Annotated in this window: 13 protein-coding genes and 1 riboswitch; of the genes, 5 read left to right on the top strand and 8 right to left on the bottom strand. The window is 64.4% G+C overall.

Annotation, left to right across the window (positions count from 1 at the left end; all coding sequences use genetic code 11):
* Positions 1-140: 140 nt before the first annotated feature.
* The 6 genes from BN1130_RS02100 to BN1130_RS02075 are packed head-to-tail and all read right to left on the bottom strand — an operon-like array spanning position 141 to position 7124.
* On the bottom strand, positions 141-1538 hold the full coding sequence (locus tag BN1130_RS02100; RefSeq protein WP_042039980.1) for an AMP-binding protein: 1398 nt from the start codon (positions 1536-1538) through the stop codon (positions 141-143).
* Positions 1531-2460: an o-succinylbenzoate synthase gene (gene menC, locus BN1130_RS02095; protein WP_042039978.1), complete on the bottom strand. Its 930-nt coding sequence runs from the start codon at positions 2458-2460 to the stop codon at positions 1531-1533. Before menC ends, BN1130_RS02100 begins: the two co-directional genes overlap by 8 nt.
* The gene (gene menB / locus BN1130_RS02090) at positions 2460-3320 is read right to left on the bottom strand and encodes a 1,4-dihydroxy-2-naphthoyl-CoA synthase (RefSeq protein ID WP_042039977.1); all 861 of its coding nucleotides are present in this window, start codon (positions 3318-3320) and stop codon (positions 2460-2462) included. The genes menC and menB overlap by 1 nt, the downstream gene beginning before the upstream one ends.
* On the bottom strand, positions 3313-4113 hold the full coding sequence (menH, locus tag BN1130_RS02085; RefSeq protein ID WP_042039975.1) for a 2-succinyl-6-hydroxy-2,4-cyclohexadiene-1-carboxylate synthase: 801 nt from the start codon (positions 4111-4113) through the stop codon (positions 3313-3315). The genes menB and menH overlap by 8 nt, the downstream gene beginning before the upstream one ends.
* Entirely contained in the window at positions 4082-5797 is a 1716-nt protein-coding gene (gene menD / locus BN1130_RS02080) for a 2-succinyl-5-enolpyruvyl-6-hydroxy-3-cyclohexene-1-carboxylic-acid synthase (protein WP_042039973.1), read from the bottom strand. The genes menH and menD overlap by 32 nt, the downstream gene beginning before the upstream one ends.
* Before the next feature lie 25 nt (positions 5798-5822).
* Positions 5823-7124 carry an isochorismate synthase gene (locus BN1130_RS02075; RefSeq protein ID WP_042039971.1) on the bottom strand — a complete coding sequence of 434 codons (1302 nt, stop codon included), beginning with the start codon at positions 7122-7124 and terminating at the stop codon, positions 5823-5825.
* 210 nt (positions 7125-7334) lie between these two features.
* On the opposite strand from BN1130_RS02075, the gene BN1130_RS02070 reads away from it, so the two are divergent.
* Positions 7335-8240, top strand: coding sequence for a 1,4-dihydroxy-2-naphthoate polyprenyltransferase (locus BN1130_RS02070; protein WP_042039970.1), 906 nt, complete (start codon positions 7335-7337; stop codon positions 8238-8240).
* Between the two features lie 51 nt (positions 8241-8291).
* Here BN1130_RS02070 and BN1130_RS02065 read toward each other — a convergent pair whose 3' ends face one another.
* Positions 8292-9545, bottom strand: coding sequence for a sensor histidine kinase (locus tag BN1130_RS02065; protein WP_042039969.1), 1254 nt, complete (start codon positions 9543-9545; stop codon positions 8292-8294).
* Between the two features lie 67 nt (positions 9546-9612).
* Entirely contained in the window at positions 9613-10281 is a 669-nt protein-coding gene (locus BN1130_RS22525; RefSeq protein ID WP_042039968.1) for a response regulator transcription factor, read from the bottom strand.
* Between the two features lie 90 nt (positions 10282-10371).
* On the opposite strand from BN1130_RS22525, the gene BN1130_RS22520 reads away from it, so the two are divergent.
* From BN1130_RS22520 to thiD, 4 genes are all read left to right on the top strand, one after another.
* A complete protein-coding gene (locus BN1130_RS22520) occupies positions 10372-10788 on the top strand; it encodes a hypothetical protein (RefSeq protein ID WP_042039967.1) in 417 nt (138 codons plus the stop codon).
* 98 nt (positions 10789-10886) lie between these two features.
* On the top strand, positions 10887-11387 hold the full coding sequence (locus tag BN1130_RS02050) for a hypothetical protein (protein ID WP_232301911.1): 501 nt from the start codon (positions 10887-10889) through the stop codon (positions 11385-11387).
* A gap of 65 nt (positions 11388-11452) precedes the next feature.
* A riboswitch (TPP riboswitch) is annotated at positions 11453-11566 on the top strand.
* Positions 11567-11843: 277 nt separating this feature from the next.
* A complete protein-coding gene (gene thiC, locus BN1130_RS02045; protein ID WP_042039966.1) occupies positions 11844-13988 on the top strand; it encodes a phosphomethylpyrimidine synthase ThiC in 2145 nt (714 codons plus the stop codon).
* On the top strand, positions 13985-14756 hold a 772-nt coding region (gene thiD / locus BN1130_RS02040), incomplete at its 3' end, for a bifunctional hydroxymethylpyrimidine kinase/phosphomethylpyrimidine kinase (protein ID WP_042039965.1). The genes thiC and thiD, both read left to right, overlap by 4 nt.

Here is a 14756-nt window from a genome sequence, read left to right as displayed (position 1 = left end):
GCAATGTACAGGGCCCCAAAAGGGTATCAACTGACCATCTTGGTCTTATAAATCATGTATTTAATCTGGTGAATAACAAAATGAGCCCCATAAGGGGCTGGCGTGATAGCAAGGACTCAGCGCCATTTGGGGGGCAGGTCTCAGTCCCCGGTGTGCAGGCTCCGGGCGAGCAGGGTGCGGGAGGGTTTCAGGCTGCCGCCGAGATCCGGCCAGGGCAGCCAGCGGTCCGGCACCATAAAGCCGGGTAACGCCTGCCTGATCCAGGCGGCCAGCTCGGCGTGGGGCACGGGCTCGCCGTGCCAGTCGATGAAGGCGGCGGGGCGCTGGCCCCATTCCTCATCCGGGATGGGCACCACCAGCGCCTGGGCCACGGCGCCGTGATCCACCAGTCGCTGCTCTATGGTCTCGGGCTGGATGTTTTCGCCCCCGGAGATAAACAGGTTGTCGAGCCGCCCCTCCACCACCAGTTCCCCGTCCGCGTTGAAGTGGCCCTTGTCCCGGGTGTGGAACCAGCCCTCCTCGTCCAGCGGCAGCACCAGCTCCCCGGCCTGGAAATAACCGGCAAACAGGGTGTCGCCGCGCACGCAGATCTCGTCTTGCTGGATGCAGACTTCCCGCCCGGGCAGGGGCAAGCCGACCACGCCCGCTGCGGCAGGTTGGCCGGTGCAGACCTGACTGCCCATCTCGGAGAGGCCATAGCTCGACTTGGGGGTAAAGCCCATGGCGGTGAGACGGTTCACCAGCGGCTGCGGGATGGCGGCGCCGCCGAGCAGCAGTTCGCGCAAACGGGTGCGGGCGGGGTCGAAGCCTTGCGCCAGCAGGCGCCAGAGCTGGGTCGGCACCAGCGAGAGGTGGGTGATGGGCAGGCGTTCGAGGCGCTCCTTGAGGGGCTGGCTGCGATCGTCCAGCACCAGACTGGCCCCCGCCAGGAAGACCCGGAACAGGATGGCGTAGCCCCCGACGTGAAACAGCGGCAGAGAGAGCAGCCAGCCACAGTCGCCATCGAGGGGGATCAGGCTGGCCGAGCCCCGGGCCGAGGCGAGGTGATTGGTGAGGCGATGCACCACCGCCTTGGGGGTGCCGCTGGACCCCGAGGTGAGCACCATGTTGTTCAGCCCATCGGGATCCCATGAGAGGGTCTGGCCGGTGGCGGGAAGTGCATGGTTGAAATCCAGCCTGAGCGATTGCCATGGGCCAGCCGGTGTCTCATCTGCCGACCAGAAGGCGGTCGCGGCCAGCTGATGGGCCAGCTCCCCTTGTCTGGCAAGGGGAAAGGCCGGATTGAGGGGACAAAACAGAATGCCGCTGCGCACACAGGCCCATGCCAGCAGCACATCGTCCAGGGCGCCGCGCACCACGGCGGCCAAGTGATCCCCTCTGTGGATTCCCGCTTGTGCCAGCTGTTGGCAGAGACTGTTGAGTCGCTCATCGAGTTGCCAATAGCTGAGCGGGGTGGCGGCATGAATGGCGATGCGGGTCGGGGCTAGCCCAGTCCAGTGGCGTACCGGGCAGTGAGTCGAGGGGGGTTGTTCAATCACGCAGGTACAGGGTCTCCAGGCAGGCGGGATCGGGCTCGCCATCTGCCCCCAGCAGATCGCTGGCGAGCCAGCGGCGGGTGTCCAGACCCGGGGCCTGATCCGGCGCCCACTCGGCGGCGAGGCGGGCCAGTTGACCCAGCCCCACTCCCGACTCGAAGCAGGATGAGACGATCACTTTCAGCCGCAGTTCGCGGGCACGGGCCACCAGTGCCTCGCTGTTGGCCAGCGCCCCGAGCAGCATGGGCTTGAGCACCAGGGCCTTGAGTTGGGGGATGGGTTGCCAGGGTTTGCCCTGTACCAGCAACTCGTCGAGGGCGACGGGCATGCCGGTACGGCTGGCGACGAAGGCGATATCCTCGAAGCTGGCGCAGGGATCTTCCAGGTATTCGATGCGGTGTGGATCCAGGTGGCCGCAGAAGGCCCAGGCCTCCTCCCGGGTCCAACCCTGGTTGGCATCCAGCACGAGATTGAGAGTGGGGCGCCGGTCGAGCAGCAGGCGGATCAGCGCCAGCTCGTCGCGCATGGGATAGCGGGCCACCTTCAGCTTGGCTTTGGCCGGCGTCTGGTGCAGCCACTCCTTCCAGTGCTTGAGCAGATCCTGGGGGGCGCCCTGGATCAGCGGATAAGGCTCGGGCAGCGGCTTGTCCTGCGCGGGCCAGTGGCGGCGCGCGCAGTCAAAACCGAACTGCACCGAGGGCAGGCGCGGGGCCGGTGTCTCCCCCCGGGCCAGTTGTTCCAGGCAGGCTCTGGCCTCCGTTTCGGCCTCGGCCAGGGATTCCTGGGAGAAGCCGGGCAGGGGGGCTATCTCGCCCCAACCCAGGGGGGTGCGCAGCAACAGGCCCTGGCGCACCGACTCGACCCGGCCGTGGAAGCTCAGGGGCTGGGTAAAGGGGAGCTGGTAGCGGTACAGGGCATATCTCATCAGGGGTTGCGCTTGTATTTGGAGAAGTCGGGACGGCGCTTCTCGTTGAAGGCGTTGCGACCCTCCTGACCCTCTTCGGTCATGTAGAACAGCATGGTGGCATTGCCCGCCAGCTCCTGCAGACCGGCCTGACCGTCGCAGTCGGCATTGAGGGCCGCTTTCAGGCAGCGCAGGGCCATGGGGCTGTTTTGCAGCATCTCCCGGCACCAGCGCACCGTCTCGCGCTCCAGCTCGGCCAGGGGTACCACGGTATTGACCAGCCCCATGTCGAGGGCTTGGCTAGCGTCGTACATGCGGCACAGGAACCAGATCTCGCGCGCCTTCTTCTGGCCGACGATGCGGGCCATGTAGGAGGCACCCCAGCCGCCGTCGAAGGAGCCGACCTTGGGGCCGGTCTGGCCGAACTGGGCGTTGTCCGCCGCGACGGTCAAATCACACATCATGTGCAGCACGTGGCCACCGCCGACCGCATAACCGGCCACCATGGCGACCACGGGTTTGGGGCAGGTGCGGATGTCGCGCTGGAAGTCGAGCACGTTGAGGTGATGGGTGCCTTCGTCATCTTGATAGCCACCGTAGTCGCCGCGGATCTTCTGGTCGCCACCGGCGCAGAATGCCTTCTCACCGAAGCCGGTCAGGATGATGGTACCGATATGATCGTCGTAACGGGCATCGGCCAGGGCCTGCAGCATCTCCTTGACGGTGCGGGGGCGGAAGGCGTTGCGCACCTGGGGACGATTGATGGTGATCTTGGCGATGCCATCCTGAGACTTGTGATAGAGGATGTCCTCGTAACCGGCAGAACAATCCTGCCACTCAATGGGGGCGTACAGTTCCGCTTCCGTCATTGCTTCAATCATCTGTGCTCTCTTCTCGTTGTTGTCCTGCCCACTCCCTGAGGATCCGGGCAAATTGCGCGGGTTGGCTGGCGTGCAGATTATGGCCGCCATCCAGCGTCAAGTGTCTGATTCTGGGGTTCTGGCTCCCCAGCTGGCAAGCCAGATTGTGAAATTTCCGATCCCGTTGGCCGGAGAGATATGCGACCGGCAACGCGGTGGCTGTCAACCAGGGTGCCAGATCTGGCTGCTGACCGAGGGAGGTGGCTCTGAGCATGGCGGCGACGGCGCGACCGTCGTTGCCGAGTCGTCTGGCTCGCTGCCGCTCTCTTTGTCCTTCATCAAGATCCGCAAACACCTCCTGGCGATACCAGTCTGCCAGCACCTGGGTCAGAGGCTCAGTGTCGAAGCGTCTGGCCCAGCCCTCGTCGTGGGCGATGCGGGCGGCCCGCTCTGCCAGGGGCAGGCCCGGGTGGCTGTTCTCCAGCAGCAGCGCGCACAGACCGGCAGGCTGCTGGCTGGCGTGATAGAGGGCGAGCCGACCGCCGAGGGAGTAACCCACCAGCCGGTAACGGGAGATGTCTCTCGCCCGCAGCGCAGCGCACAACCACTGATCAGCCTGCTCGAAGCCATTCACTCCGAGCCCCCGATTGTCACCATGGCCGGGCAAGTCCAGCGCAATCATCGGGCATGCTGGCAGGGCATCCATCACCGGCTGCCAGTCGCGGCCATCGCCGAGCAGCCCATGGAGCAGTACCAGGGGCACCCTGTCGGCGGACAGCGGCTCAGTGGCCACGGATCTGCACCCCCAGAGCATGGAGATCCTCGGCCACTTCGCGGCTCGGTACCTTGATTTCAATCAGGATTGCGCCGTTTTCCCGAGGGCGGTTTTCCAAGGCGGTAACATAGACATGTTCAAATTCCGCCAATGTGGTCGGGGCATGATAGCCCAGGCCGAACATGGCGGCGGCCTGGGCAAAGCCCAGTCCGTGGGGCAGGCAGTAGTAATGCTCCAGCAGCTCGCCCCTGGGCACGGGCAGCATGCGAAATATGCTGCCGCCATCGTTGTTGAGAATGATGACCACCAGGGGGGCCTGCGCCTTGGTGAGCAGGGCCAGACTGTTGAGATCGTGCAGGGCGCTGAGATCGCCGATGAGCAGGGTGGTGGGCTCGGGGCTGGTCTGGGCGAAACCGTAGGCGGTGGCGATCAGGCCATCGATGCCGGAGGCGCCGCGATTGGTCATCACCCGGCAGGGGCCCTTGCCCGTTTCGCCGAGCATGTCCATCAGTCGGGCTGGCATGCTGTTGCCGACAAACAGTTGCCCCTCGATGAGCGACCCCAGGCGGTGACACACACCGAGTTCGGAGAAGCGATCGCAGGCGGCGGCTATCTTCTGGCTGCTGGCGTGCTGCACGTCGTGCAGTCGGTGCCAGGGGGCATGAGCCGAGGGTTGGGGGTGGGCGGCCATGAAGGCGGCGGGGGAGCAGAGCAGGCGGCGGCGCAGCCGATAGTCGGGGTCGAGCCTGGCCGGTTGGGGGTCGATGAGCCAGTAATCCTGCCAGGGATGGCTCTTGATAAACTGACCGAGCCGTTTTGAGATGAGGCGGGCGCCAAATTGCAGCAACACCTCGGCCCGGGCCAGCTCGGCACGAAAGTGGTCATCTTGCAGGGCCAGATCATGGTGACCGAGATTGCGATCATCGAAGTGGAGCTGGCTCTGCAGATCCGCCAATAGCGGCCAGCCGAGCCGCTCGCTCAGGGCGGCGATGACGCTGGCCTGCGCGGGATCCTCGATGCGACCGGCGACGATGATGCCTCGCTTGGTACTCAATTCAGACCAATCCTGCTGGGCCGGGCAGGGGGTGTCACTCGTCTGCCAGGGGCTCCAGGGCCGATCCGACTGCAGCCAGTCGCCGAGCGGAGCCAGATACTCGCTGACATCGAGATACTCATCCCCCGGGTAGAGGGGCTCTGGGTACATGCAATTGAAGTGCACCGGCCCCGGGGTCAGCGCCTGCCTGGCCAGGGCCTGATCCACCGAGCTCAGCACGAAGGCGGCGGGGATGGTCGGGCTTGGGCTCGGCAGGTTCTGTTGATAGACGGGGTAGCGAGCGAAGATGCCCTGCTGATCTATGGCCTGATTGGCGCCGTTGTCGATGAGCTCCGGGGGGCGATCCGCGGTCAGCAGGATCAGGGGCACCCCGGTCAGCTGGGCTTCCGCCACCGCGGGCCAGAGGTTGGCCACCGCCGTGCCCGAGGTGGTGATGATGGCAACCGGGCGGCCACTGCCCTTGGCCAGTCCCAGGGCCATGAAGCCCAGTCCCCGCTCGTCGAAGTGCAGGTGACGGCGAAAGCCGGGGTGGGCCGCCGCCGCCATGGTCAGCGGTGCCGAGCGTGATCCGGCGGCCAGCGCCAGGTCGCGTACCCCGAGGCGATGGAGCTCCTCCAGCAGGAGGGAGGACCAGACGTGATTGAAGGTGGCATGACGGCTCGCGAACATGAGGCTCTCGCTATGGGGGTTGGTGCTATCCCAGCAGGGACAGGACGTTGGCTATCTTGTTGTCGAGTTCGGCCCACTCGGCGGCAGGCTCTGACCCTGCGACTATGCCTGCCCCGGCGAACAAGGTGACCGTTTGGGGCCTGATCAGGGCGCTGCGAATGGCGACGCTGAATTCCGAGGTTTCCCGGCTCAGCATGCCACAGGCGCCCGCATACCAGCCGCGAGCATGGGGTTCATGGTCGCGGATAAAGCGCAGGGCCGCTTCCCGGGGGGCACCGCCCACCGCCGGGGTCGGGTGCAGGGCCGCCAGCAGTTGCCCGTCGCTCACGGCGGGATGCAATTCGGCCTCGATGTCGCACTTGAGGTGTTGCAGCAGCCGCAACTTCAGTACGCGAGGCTCGGTCAGGGTGGCGTCATGGGTCAGGGGCGCGAGGCGTTGCAGTATGTCGGCCTGCACCAGCCGATTCTCGAGCCGGTTCTTGCCATCGCCCATCAGCTCGGCGGCGAGCTGGGCATCCGCCGCCTCGTCACCGCAGCGGCGTATGGTGCCCGCCAGCGCTTCGGTATAGAGGTGGCGCTGCTCCCGGCGATAGAGACGCTCGGGGGAGCAGGCGATAAAGGCCTGCTCTGGCTCGAACTGGAAACCGAACTGGAAGCACTCCTCGGCCTGCAGCGTCCAGCTTGCCAGCAGGCTCCAGGGATTGACCCTGGCCCCCTCGAGCCGGCTCTCCCGGGAGAGCACCACCTTCGGGGTTTGTGCCTGGAAATCGGGGGCGGTGACCGCCGCCACCAGAGTTTGCCACTGGGGGAAATCCGGGCTGTCGTGGCGTTGCCACTGCTGGGGCAGCAGGGGCGGCAGAGGCGCTTCGGGTTGCAGGCTGGCGAGGGCTGCGATGGCGCTGTCCAGCTCGGCTTCCCGGTTGTGTTCATCGAACCAGAGATTGAGGCAGAGGTGGGTGCATTCGCCCCGGCGTATCAGCTCGATACGTGGCAGCACGAGGCGGCAGGGGCCAAAACCCTGCCAGTCATGCTGCCTGGGATCGAAGGCGAGACCGCCGTAATAGCGCGGGCTCTCATCCTGATTGTCATGGGCAAAGATCTGCTGGATCTGCTCGGGCCCGGTCAGTTCGTGGATGCAACCCAGGGCCACATAGTGGGGTTTATCACTCCCCCTGGCATGCCAGTAGATGCGTGGGTACAGGGTCTGGGCGTTGAGCCAGCCGAGGAAAGAGTCCACCTCAATGGCCACGCGCACTCTTGCCAGGCCGCAGGCCTTGTCGTGACGCAGGGCGTCCAGTTGTTCCTTGATATGGGTCTGAGCCAACATGGATTTCGTATCCGAGCCTTGGGGTAGCGGTCTAATGGGCGGGTGTCGGCCGCTGGTTGATGCCAAAAGGGCGATTATTCCTATATATTATCTGCCCATTCATCCATGTACATTGCCCGAGGGAGCCCGGCTCCCAGGCTGGCAAGTATACCCAAATCCGTTTCGATAACCCTTAACACGATCAATATCTGATTGTTTGGCCATCAAAATATGACAAATACCTTCTCTGTGTGGTTGTTGGCGGCGCGTTTGCGAACCCTGCCCCTGGCCTGCTCTTCCATCTTGCTGGGGTCGGGCCTGGCCGCCAGTCGTGGCGCCTTCGATCTTGGCATCATGGTGCTCTCCCTGCTGACTGCCATTTTGCTGCAGATCCTCTCCAATCTGGCCAATGACTATGGCGATGCTGTCTCAGGGGCGGATAATGGCGAGCGGATTGGCCCCCAGCGCGCCGTGGTCTCCGGACTTATCACCAGGCAGCAGATGTGTCTGGCCATGGGGCTGACCGCTTTGGCCGCCGTGGTGAGCGGCCTCGCCCTGTTGATCACTGTCTTCGGTGAGCAGTGGCTGCAGATCCTCGCCTTCGTCGGTCTGGGGGGGGCCGCCATCATCGCGGCCATCACCTACACGGTCGGCAAGACCCCTTATGGCTATCGCGGCTTCGGCGATATTTCGGTGTTCCTCTTCTTCGGTCTGCTCGGTGTGCTCGGCTCCTACTATCTGTTCACCCAGAGCCTGCAGTGGGATCTGCTGCTGCCCGCCACCGCCTGCGGCCTGCTGGCCACCGCCGTGCTCAACATCAACAACGTGCGCGACATCGAGACGGACGCCGCCAGCGGCAAGATCACCCTGGCGGTGCGGCTCGGTCGCAACCGCGCCATCGCCTACCACTGGAGCCTGCTGGGGGCGGCATTGCTCGCCACCATGGCTTTTCTGCTGACTCAGCCTGCCAGCCTCTGGCCCTGGATCTTCCTGCCCGCCCTCAAGCCGCTCACCGATGCCGCGCGCACCCTGCGCCAGAGCTATGACGGTGAGGTGTTGACCGGCGCCCTCAAGAAGACCGCCATCAGCGCGTTTCTCTACAGTCTGTTGCTCTCCGTCGGCCTGGCGCTCTCCTGAGTACCTGCCCTTGACGTCATGTGCAGAAGAGGCGCCCTGGGGCGCCTCTTCTCATGGTGAAGGCGGTGGCATCTCGCGCGGGCTAACCTGCCGGGTGTCGCTCATCCGCAGGCTGGCGCAAAACAGCCCCTGTTCCAGGCGGGTTGTTATCTGCCAGCCGAGCTTATCGCAGATGCGCGTTATGATGGTGAGGCCGCAGCCGTAGCCGAGGATCTGATCCGGCGCCGCTGCCGTGGGGTTGCTGATGGTGAGATGATCCCCCTTGAGCACTATCTCGATGTGGCCCTCGGCATAGCTCAGGGCATTCTTGAGCAGGTTGCCAAGGGCAATGGCGAGCAGGGAGAGGGGGGCCTGCACTTCGCTTTGGGCATCGAGGTCGAGGCGGATATCCAGGGGCTCGCGTTGCAGCAGGGGGGCGAGGCGGGCCAGCTCCCGCTGGATCAGCGGCGCGACGCGCTGAGCTGAGCACTCCACCGCCTCCTTGCGACCCAGCAGCAGGAAAGTGTCGGTCAGTAGCGCCATCTCCTCGCTGGCGGCGCGAATGCGGCTGGTGGCCCGGGCGGCGGGGGCGGGCAAGTCTGTTACCTTGCCGAGCAGGGCGGCCGAGCCCTGGATCACCATGTTGGGGGTGCGCAGCTCGTGGCTGGCGAAGCGGCTGAACTCCTGCTCCCGGGCGAACACGGCGGCCACCTCCTGCTTGCCAGCCAGCAGTGCCTGCTCTATGTCCCGCAGCTCCTGCCAGGGGGCGTCGGGGATGAAATCCTCGCTGCCCGGGGTGAGGTGGGCGACCCTCTGCTGCAATTGCTCAAGGGGCCCGGAGATCAGGCGCACCAGCCAGATGCCAAAGCCGATACAACCCAGCAGCAGGGCCAGCCCGATCAGCCGGGTGGTCAGATGCAACTTGTCTTCGTAAGGATCCAGATAGTCATCGGCATCGTCATTGAACACCAGATAGAGCAAGCCCTGGCCGGATGGGTGGGGCCGCACCAGGAAGTGTTTGTCCTCCTTGCCGAGCTGGTGTTCGAAGAAGCCCGGGCTCTGATAGGGTTTGAGCCAGGCTGGCAGGCGACCCCGCTCGGTCCAGTAGCTGGAGAATTGGCGCGGGCTGGGGGCCGGGGCCGCCAGCCCGAGTCGCAACCAGTCATCGTTGTAGCGGGTGACTTCGGCTTCCAGCCAGTGCTGCAGGCTCAGCTCTTCCATCTTGTCTTCGGCCACCACCATCAGCAGGCTGATGAGGGTCAGCAGCAACAGACCCGCCGCGCTCAGGCTCAGGATCAGGCGACGGCGTAAACTGGGCAGGCTCATCTTGTCACCTTGCTGAATGGGGTCATGACCCCTGGCCACGGGCTGACAGGGCGCGGGTCTGCGTGATTCATGGGGTGACCAAGCGGTAACCCTGACCGTGCAGGGTTTCCAGCATGGGGCTGGGGAAGGGCTTGTCGAGGGCGTTGCGCAGGGCGTAGATGTGGCTGCGCAGGGCATCGGAATCGGGCTCCTCATCCCCCCAGACGTTGTCGATCAGCTCCTGGCGGCTCACCAGCGCAGGCGCGCGACGCACCAGGTGGGTGAGGATCTGGAACGGGATCTTGCCGAGTCTCAGCGTCACGCCGGCCCGGGTGGCGAGGCCGTTGGCGGGATCCACCTTGAGGTCGCCGAAGCTGAGCTGTCCCACATCGACTCGGGCACCCCGCAGCGCCAGCGCCTGAAGCCGAACTTCCAGCTCCTCCATGGCAAACGGCTTGACCAGATAGTCATCGCCGCCCGCTCGAAAGCCGGCCAGCTTGTCATCCAGGCTGTCACGGGCGGTGAGGAACAATACCGGGGTGGCGTTGCCATCGGCCCGCAGCCGCTCGACCGTGCTCAGCCCATCGAGGCGCGGCATCATGACGTCCATGATGATGACGTCGAAGCGTTGCTCGGCCAGCAGTTGCAGGGCGGCCTGGCCGTGATAGACACAGTCCATGCTGTGCCCCGCCAGCGCCAGATAATCCATGATGGTTTCTGCCACCTGGGGATTGTCTTCCACCACCAATATTTTCATGGGTTGATCTCCTGATCTTGACCGATATTTCACGGCCATTTCACACCGGATAAGGCATCCTGTATGGCAGTGTAACCCCGAGGATCCCCGATGAAGAAGTCTCTCTGCGCTCTCCTGCTGCTGATCTTGTTGCCACTTGGCACTGCACAGTCGGCCGAGTTCAAGCTGACCGGTCGTACCACCTGGCAACTGGGCCAGTTGATGGTCAATGGCATCCCCTTCGTGCTCGATGGGCAGGCCCGTTTCAAGGATGGGCTGAGCGAGGATGATCTGGGGGGGACCTGGGTTGACTTGGAGGGGGTGGTACAGGGGGAGCAGAGGTTGATCCGCGAGGTGGAAGCCCTGGAGGAGACCGACGAGATGGAGTTGGAAGGGCCGGTCGCACAAGGGCGGATCTGGGGCTACATCACCTCGGATGGCAGTCTGACGCCGTTTGAAGGGCGTTGGCTGGAGCTGGAGTGTCGCTTCGACGGCCAGCGTCTGAGCCAGTGTCGCGAAGATGACTGAGGCCAGAGGGGCGGCCGTGCCAAGTCATCCATCCTCAACGGCAGGATCCGGCGCCAGGAACCATAGTTAGCAGACCCTGCTCCGTCACCGAGGTGGCCATGCCCTCTCTTTTTTCCACGCTCCTGCCCATCATCCGCCCAGTCATGGGCTTGCTGCTATCACTCCCTCTCGTGTATCAGACCGCCTGCGCCGATGAACTCTGGCTGGTCGAGCTGGAACGACAAGATGGGATCACTCTGCAGTTTCAAGGGGCCGAGCTGGAACTGGGCAGTGCGGATATGGGAGAGATGGCTTTGGAACGGCTTAGGCCAGGTGCTCGTCTGGCTATCCTGAGCCGGGATGGCATCGCCTTGCAGATCCGCCCCAGATCCTCATGGCACGCCAACGAGCAGGGTCATTGGCAGCGGGCAGAGGCCAACCTGCTGGCCGTGGCCGGTCACCGCCTGACCCTGCAGGCGTTGGGCACTGTCGAGATATTGCCTCAGACCCGTTGGCGCAACGGCGGGCCCGGGGATCTGCAACAGGGTCGCCGTCTGGTGTTGAGTCGGGATGCCGACGGGCGGCTGCTCGAGATATTGATCCCCAATCCGGAGGAGTAGACCCCGCTCGCCAGAGATCGGAGTTGTTAAAGGCTTGTGCTTTCCATTTCCCCACCTATACTGGCGCCATCTTGTCGGAGTGCCGACCGTCGAACGACGCGAAGCTGAGACCGTTAATTCGGGATCCGTGGAACCTGATCAGGCTAGAACCTGCGAAGGGAAACAAGGGTAACCAGTGGGTTGCCGCGCGGGGAGAGGGACAAGCCTCTCCCGCTCATCGAAGGGTCAATCCGCGATGAGTCAGGGCGCACAAGAGGGAGTCTGTCCCGTCCAGCCTGTCCATCGCGGCGCCGTACGGCCCGCCCGAACAGGGGGGATCCAGACAGCAGAGCCGGGAGGCACAGCTCCCGGGCTCGCTCCCTCTTGAAGCACATCTCACCCACAGGTTCATCACTTCTCCTCGAACTCCAGACAAGCAAACACCCATAACTTCAACCAGTTAATGTGAGTTTTGCTATGTCTACCCCCATCCAGTCCGTGCCAGAAGCAGAGTCCGTTTCAGAAAACGCCGTATCTGAACAGATCAAGCCAGCCGTCGCCAGCCGTCGTCAGCAACGCGCCAGCGCCCAGCGCTTTATCGATAACTTGAAGGGCATGGCCCACCCCAACTCCAGACGCATCTTCATCCAGGGCTCGCGCCCAGACATCCGGGTGGGGCTGCGGGAGATCGCCCTGGCCGATACCTTCATCGGTGGCAGCGAGGAGCACCCCAAGTTCGAAGCCAATGAATCCGTGCCGGTCTATGACACCTCGGGTGCCTATGGTGACGAGCTGGCCGAGATCGACGTGCGCCGCGGCCTGCCGCGTCTGCGTGAACAGTGGATCCTGGAGCGGGGCGACACCGAATCCCTGGAGGGGCTGAGTTCCCACTTCACCCAGGAGCGCCTCGCCGACGAGGGGCTGGATCACCTGCGCTTCGATAATTTGCCCAAGGCGCGCCGCGCCAAGGCTGGCAAGTGGGTCAGCCAGCTGCACTATGCCCGCCAGGGCATTATCACCCCTGAGATGGAGTTCATCGCCATTCGCGAGAACATGGGTCGTGAGCGGGTGCGCTCCGAGCTGCTGCTGACCCAGCATCCCGGCCAGGGCTTCGGCGCCCGCCTGCCGGAAAACATCACCCCGGAATTCGTGCGCGCCGAGGTGGCCGCCGGCCGCGCCATCATCCCAAGCAACATCAACCACCCGGAGGCCGAGCCGATGATCATCGGCCGCAACTTCCTGGTGAAGATCAACGCCAACATCGGCAACTCGGCGGTCACCTCCAGCATCGAGGAGGAGGTGGAGAAGCTGGTCTGGTCCACCCGCTGGGGCGCCGACACCGTCATGGATCTCTCCACCGGCCGCTACATCCACGAGACCCGCGAGTGGATACTGCGCAACAGCCCGGTGCCCATCGGTACAGTGCCCATCTATCAGGCCCTGGAGAAGACTAACGGCATCGCCGAGGATCTCACCTGGGAGCTGTTCCGCGACACCTTGCTCGAACAAGCCGAGCAGGGGGTGGACTACTTCACCATCCACGCCGGTGTCCTGCTGCGCTACGTGCCCATGACCGCCAAGCGCCTCACCGGCATCGTCTCCCGTGGCGGCAGCATCATGGCCAAATGGTGCCTCTCCCACCACAAGGAGAGCTTCCTCTATGAGCATTTCCGCGAGATCTGCGAGATCTGCGCCGCCTATGACGTGGCGCTCTCCCTGGGGGATGGCCTGCGTCCGGGCTCCATCTATGATGCCAACGACGAGGCGCAGTTCGCCGAGCTGCGCACCCTGGGGGAGCTGACCAAAATTGCCTGGGAGTACGATGTCCAGGTGATGATCGAGGGGCCGGGTCACGTGCCCATGCACATGATCGAGCGCAACATGACCGAGCAGCTGGAGCACTGCCACGAGGCGCCCTTCTATACCCTGGGCCCGCTCACCACCGACATAGCCCCCGGCTACGATCACTTCACCTCCGGCATAGGTGCCGCCATGATCGGCTGGTACGGCTGCGCCATGCTCTGCTACGTCACTCCCAAGGAGCATCTGGGGCTGCCAAACAAGGAGGACGTCAAACAGGGCCTCATCACCTACAAGATTGCCGCCCACGCCGCGGATCTCGCCAAGGGTCACCCGGGCGCCCAGATCCGCGACAACGCCATGTCCAAGGCGCGCTTCGAGTTCCGCTGGGAGGATCAGTTCAACCTGGCGCTGGATCCCGAGACAGCCCGTGCCTATCACGACGAGACCCTGCCTCAGGAGTCCGGCAAGGTGGCGCACTTCTGTTCCATGTGCGGCCCCAAGTTCTGCTCCATGAAGATCACCCAGGACGTGCGCGACTACGCCGCCAGACTCGATGCCGCCAAGCTGGAGACCATAGAGGTGAAGCTGGTGGACATGAATGGCCAGCAGCAGCGGGTGCAGGCCGAGGTCGAGACGGGCATGGCTCGCATGGCAGAAGCCTTCAAGGAGACGGAGATAGAGAGCGGCATGGCCCACAAGGTGACGGAGACCTTCAAGCAGGCCGAAATCGAGAGCGGCATGGCCAGGATGGCGGAAACTTTCAAGGAGAAGGGGGGCGAGATTTACCATCAAGCCGCCAACCTCAAGGAAGAGGCATGAAGCCAATGGCGCCACAACCGGCAGCCAAGCCCATCGTCTGGACCATAGCCGGTTCGGATTCCGGGGGCGGCGCCGGCATCCAGGCCGATCTGCACACTATGCAGTCGCTCGGGGTGCACGGCTGCACCGTCATCTCCGCCATCACCGCCCAGAACTCGGTGGCGGTGAAGATGGTGGATCCGGTGCTGATGCAGAGCTTCACCGCCCAGATCGACGCCCTCGGCGTCGACTTGCCCCCCGCCGCCATCAAGATCGGTCTGCTGCCGACCCGGCTCCATGTGGAGGTGCTGGCCCGCCGGCTCGATACGATAAACGCCCCCTTCGTGGTCTATGACCCGGTCGCCATCGCCAGCAGCGGCACCCCCATGGCGGAGCCCAACATGCTGGTGGCGGTGCGCGAACAGCTGCTGCCACGCTTGTCCCTCATCACCCCCAACGGCCCCGAGCTGGAGGCATTGACCTCCATTCCGGCGACCAGCCCGGCGCTGGTGCGGGCGGGGGCTGCCCGGCTGCGGGAACTCGGCGCCAAGGCGGTGCTGGTCAAGGGGGGGCACCTTGAGTGGAGCGGGGATCACTGCCTCGATTACTACCAGGACGAGAGCCGCGAGTTCTGGCTCGCGGCTCCTCGTCTTGCCACCCGCCACGGTCACGGCACCGGCTGCTGTTATGCCAGCGCCATCGCCGCCGTCTATGCGTTGGACTACCCCATCGAAGACGCCATCACCCTGGCCCGCGCTTATTTGCAGCAGGGGCTGGCAGGGGCGCAGG

Origin of the sequence: Aeromonas rivuli (assembly GCF_000820045.1) — a bacterium.
GTDB classification, from domain to species: domain Bacteria; phylum Pseudomonadota; class Gammaproteobacteria; order Enterobacterales; family Aeromonadaceae; genus Aeromonas; species Aeromonas rivuli.
The sequence above is the reverse complement of the archived record's forward strand: the minus strand, read 5'-3'. Positions and strand labels throughout refer to the sequence as shown.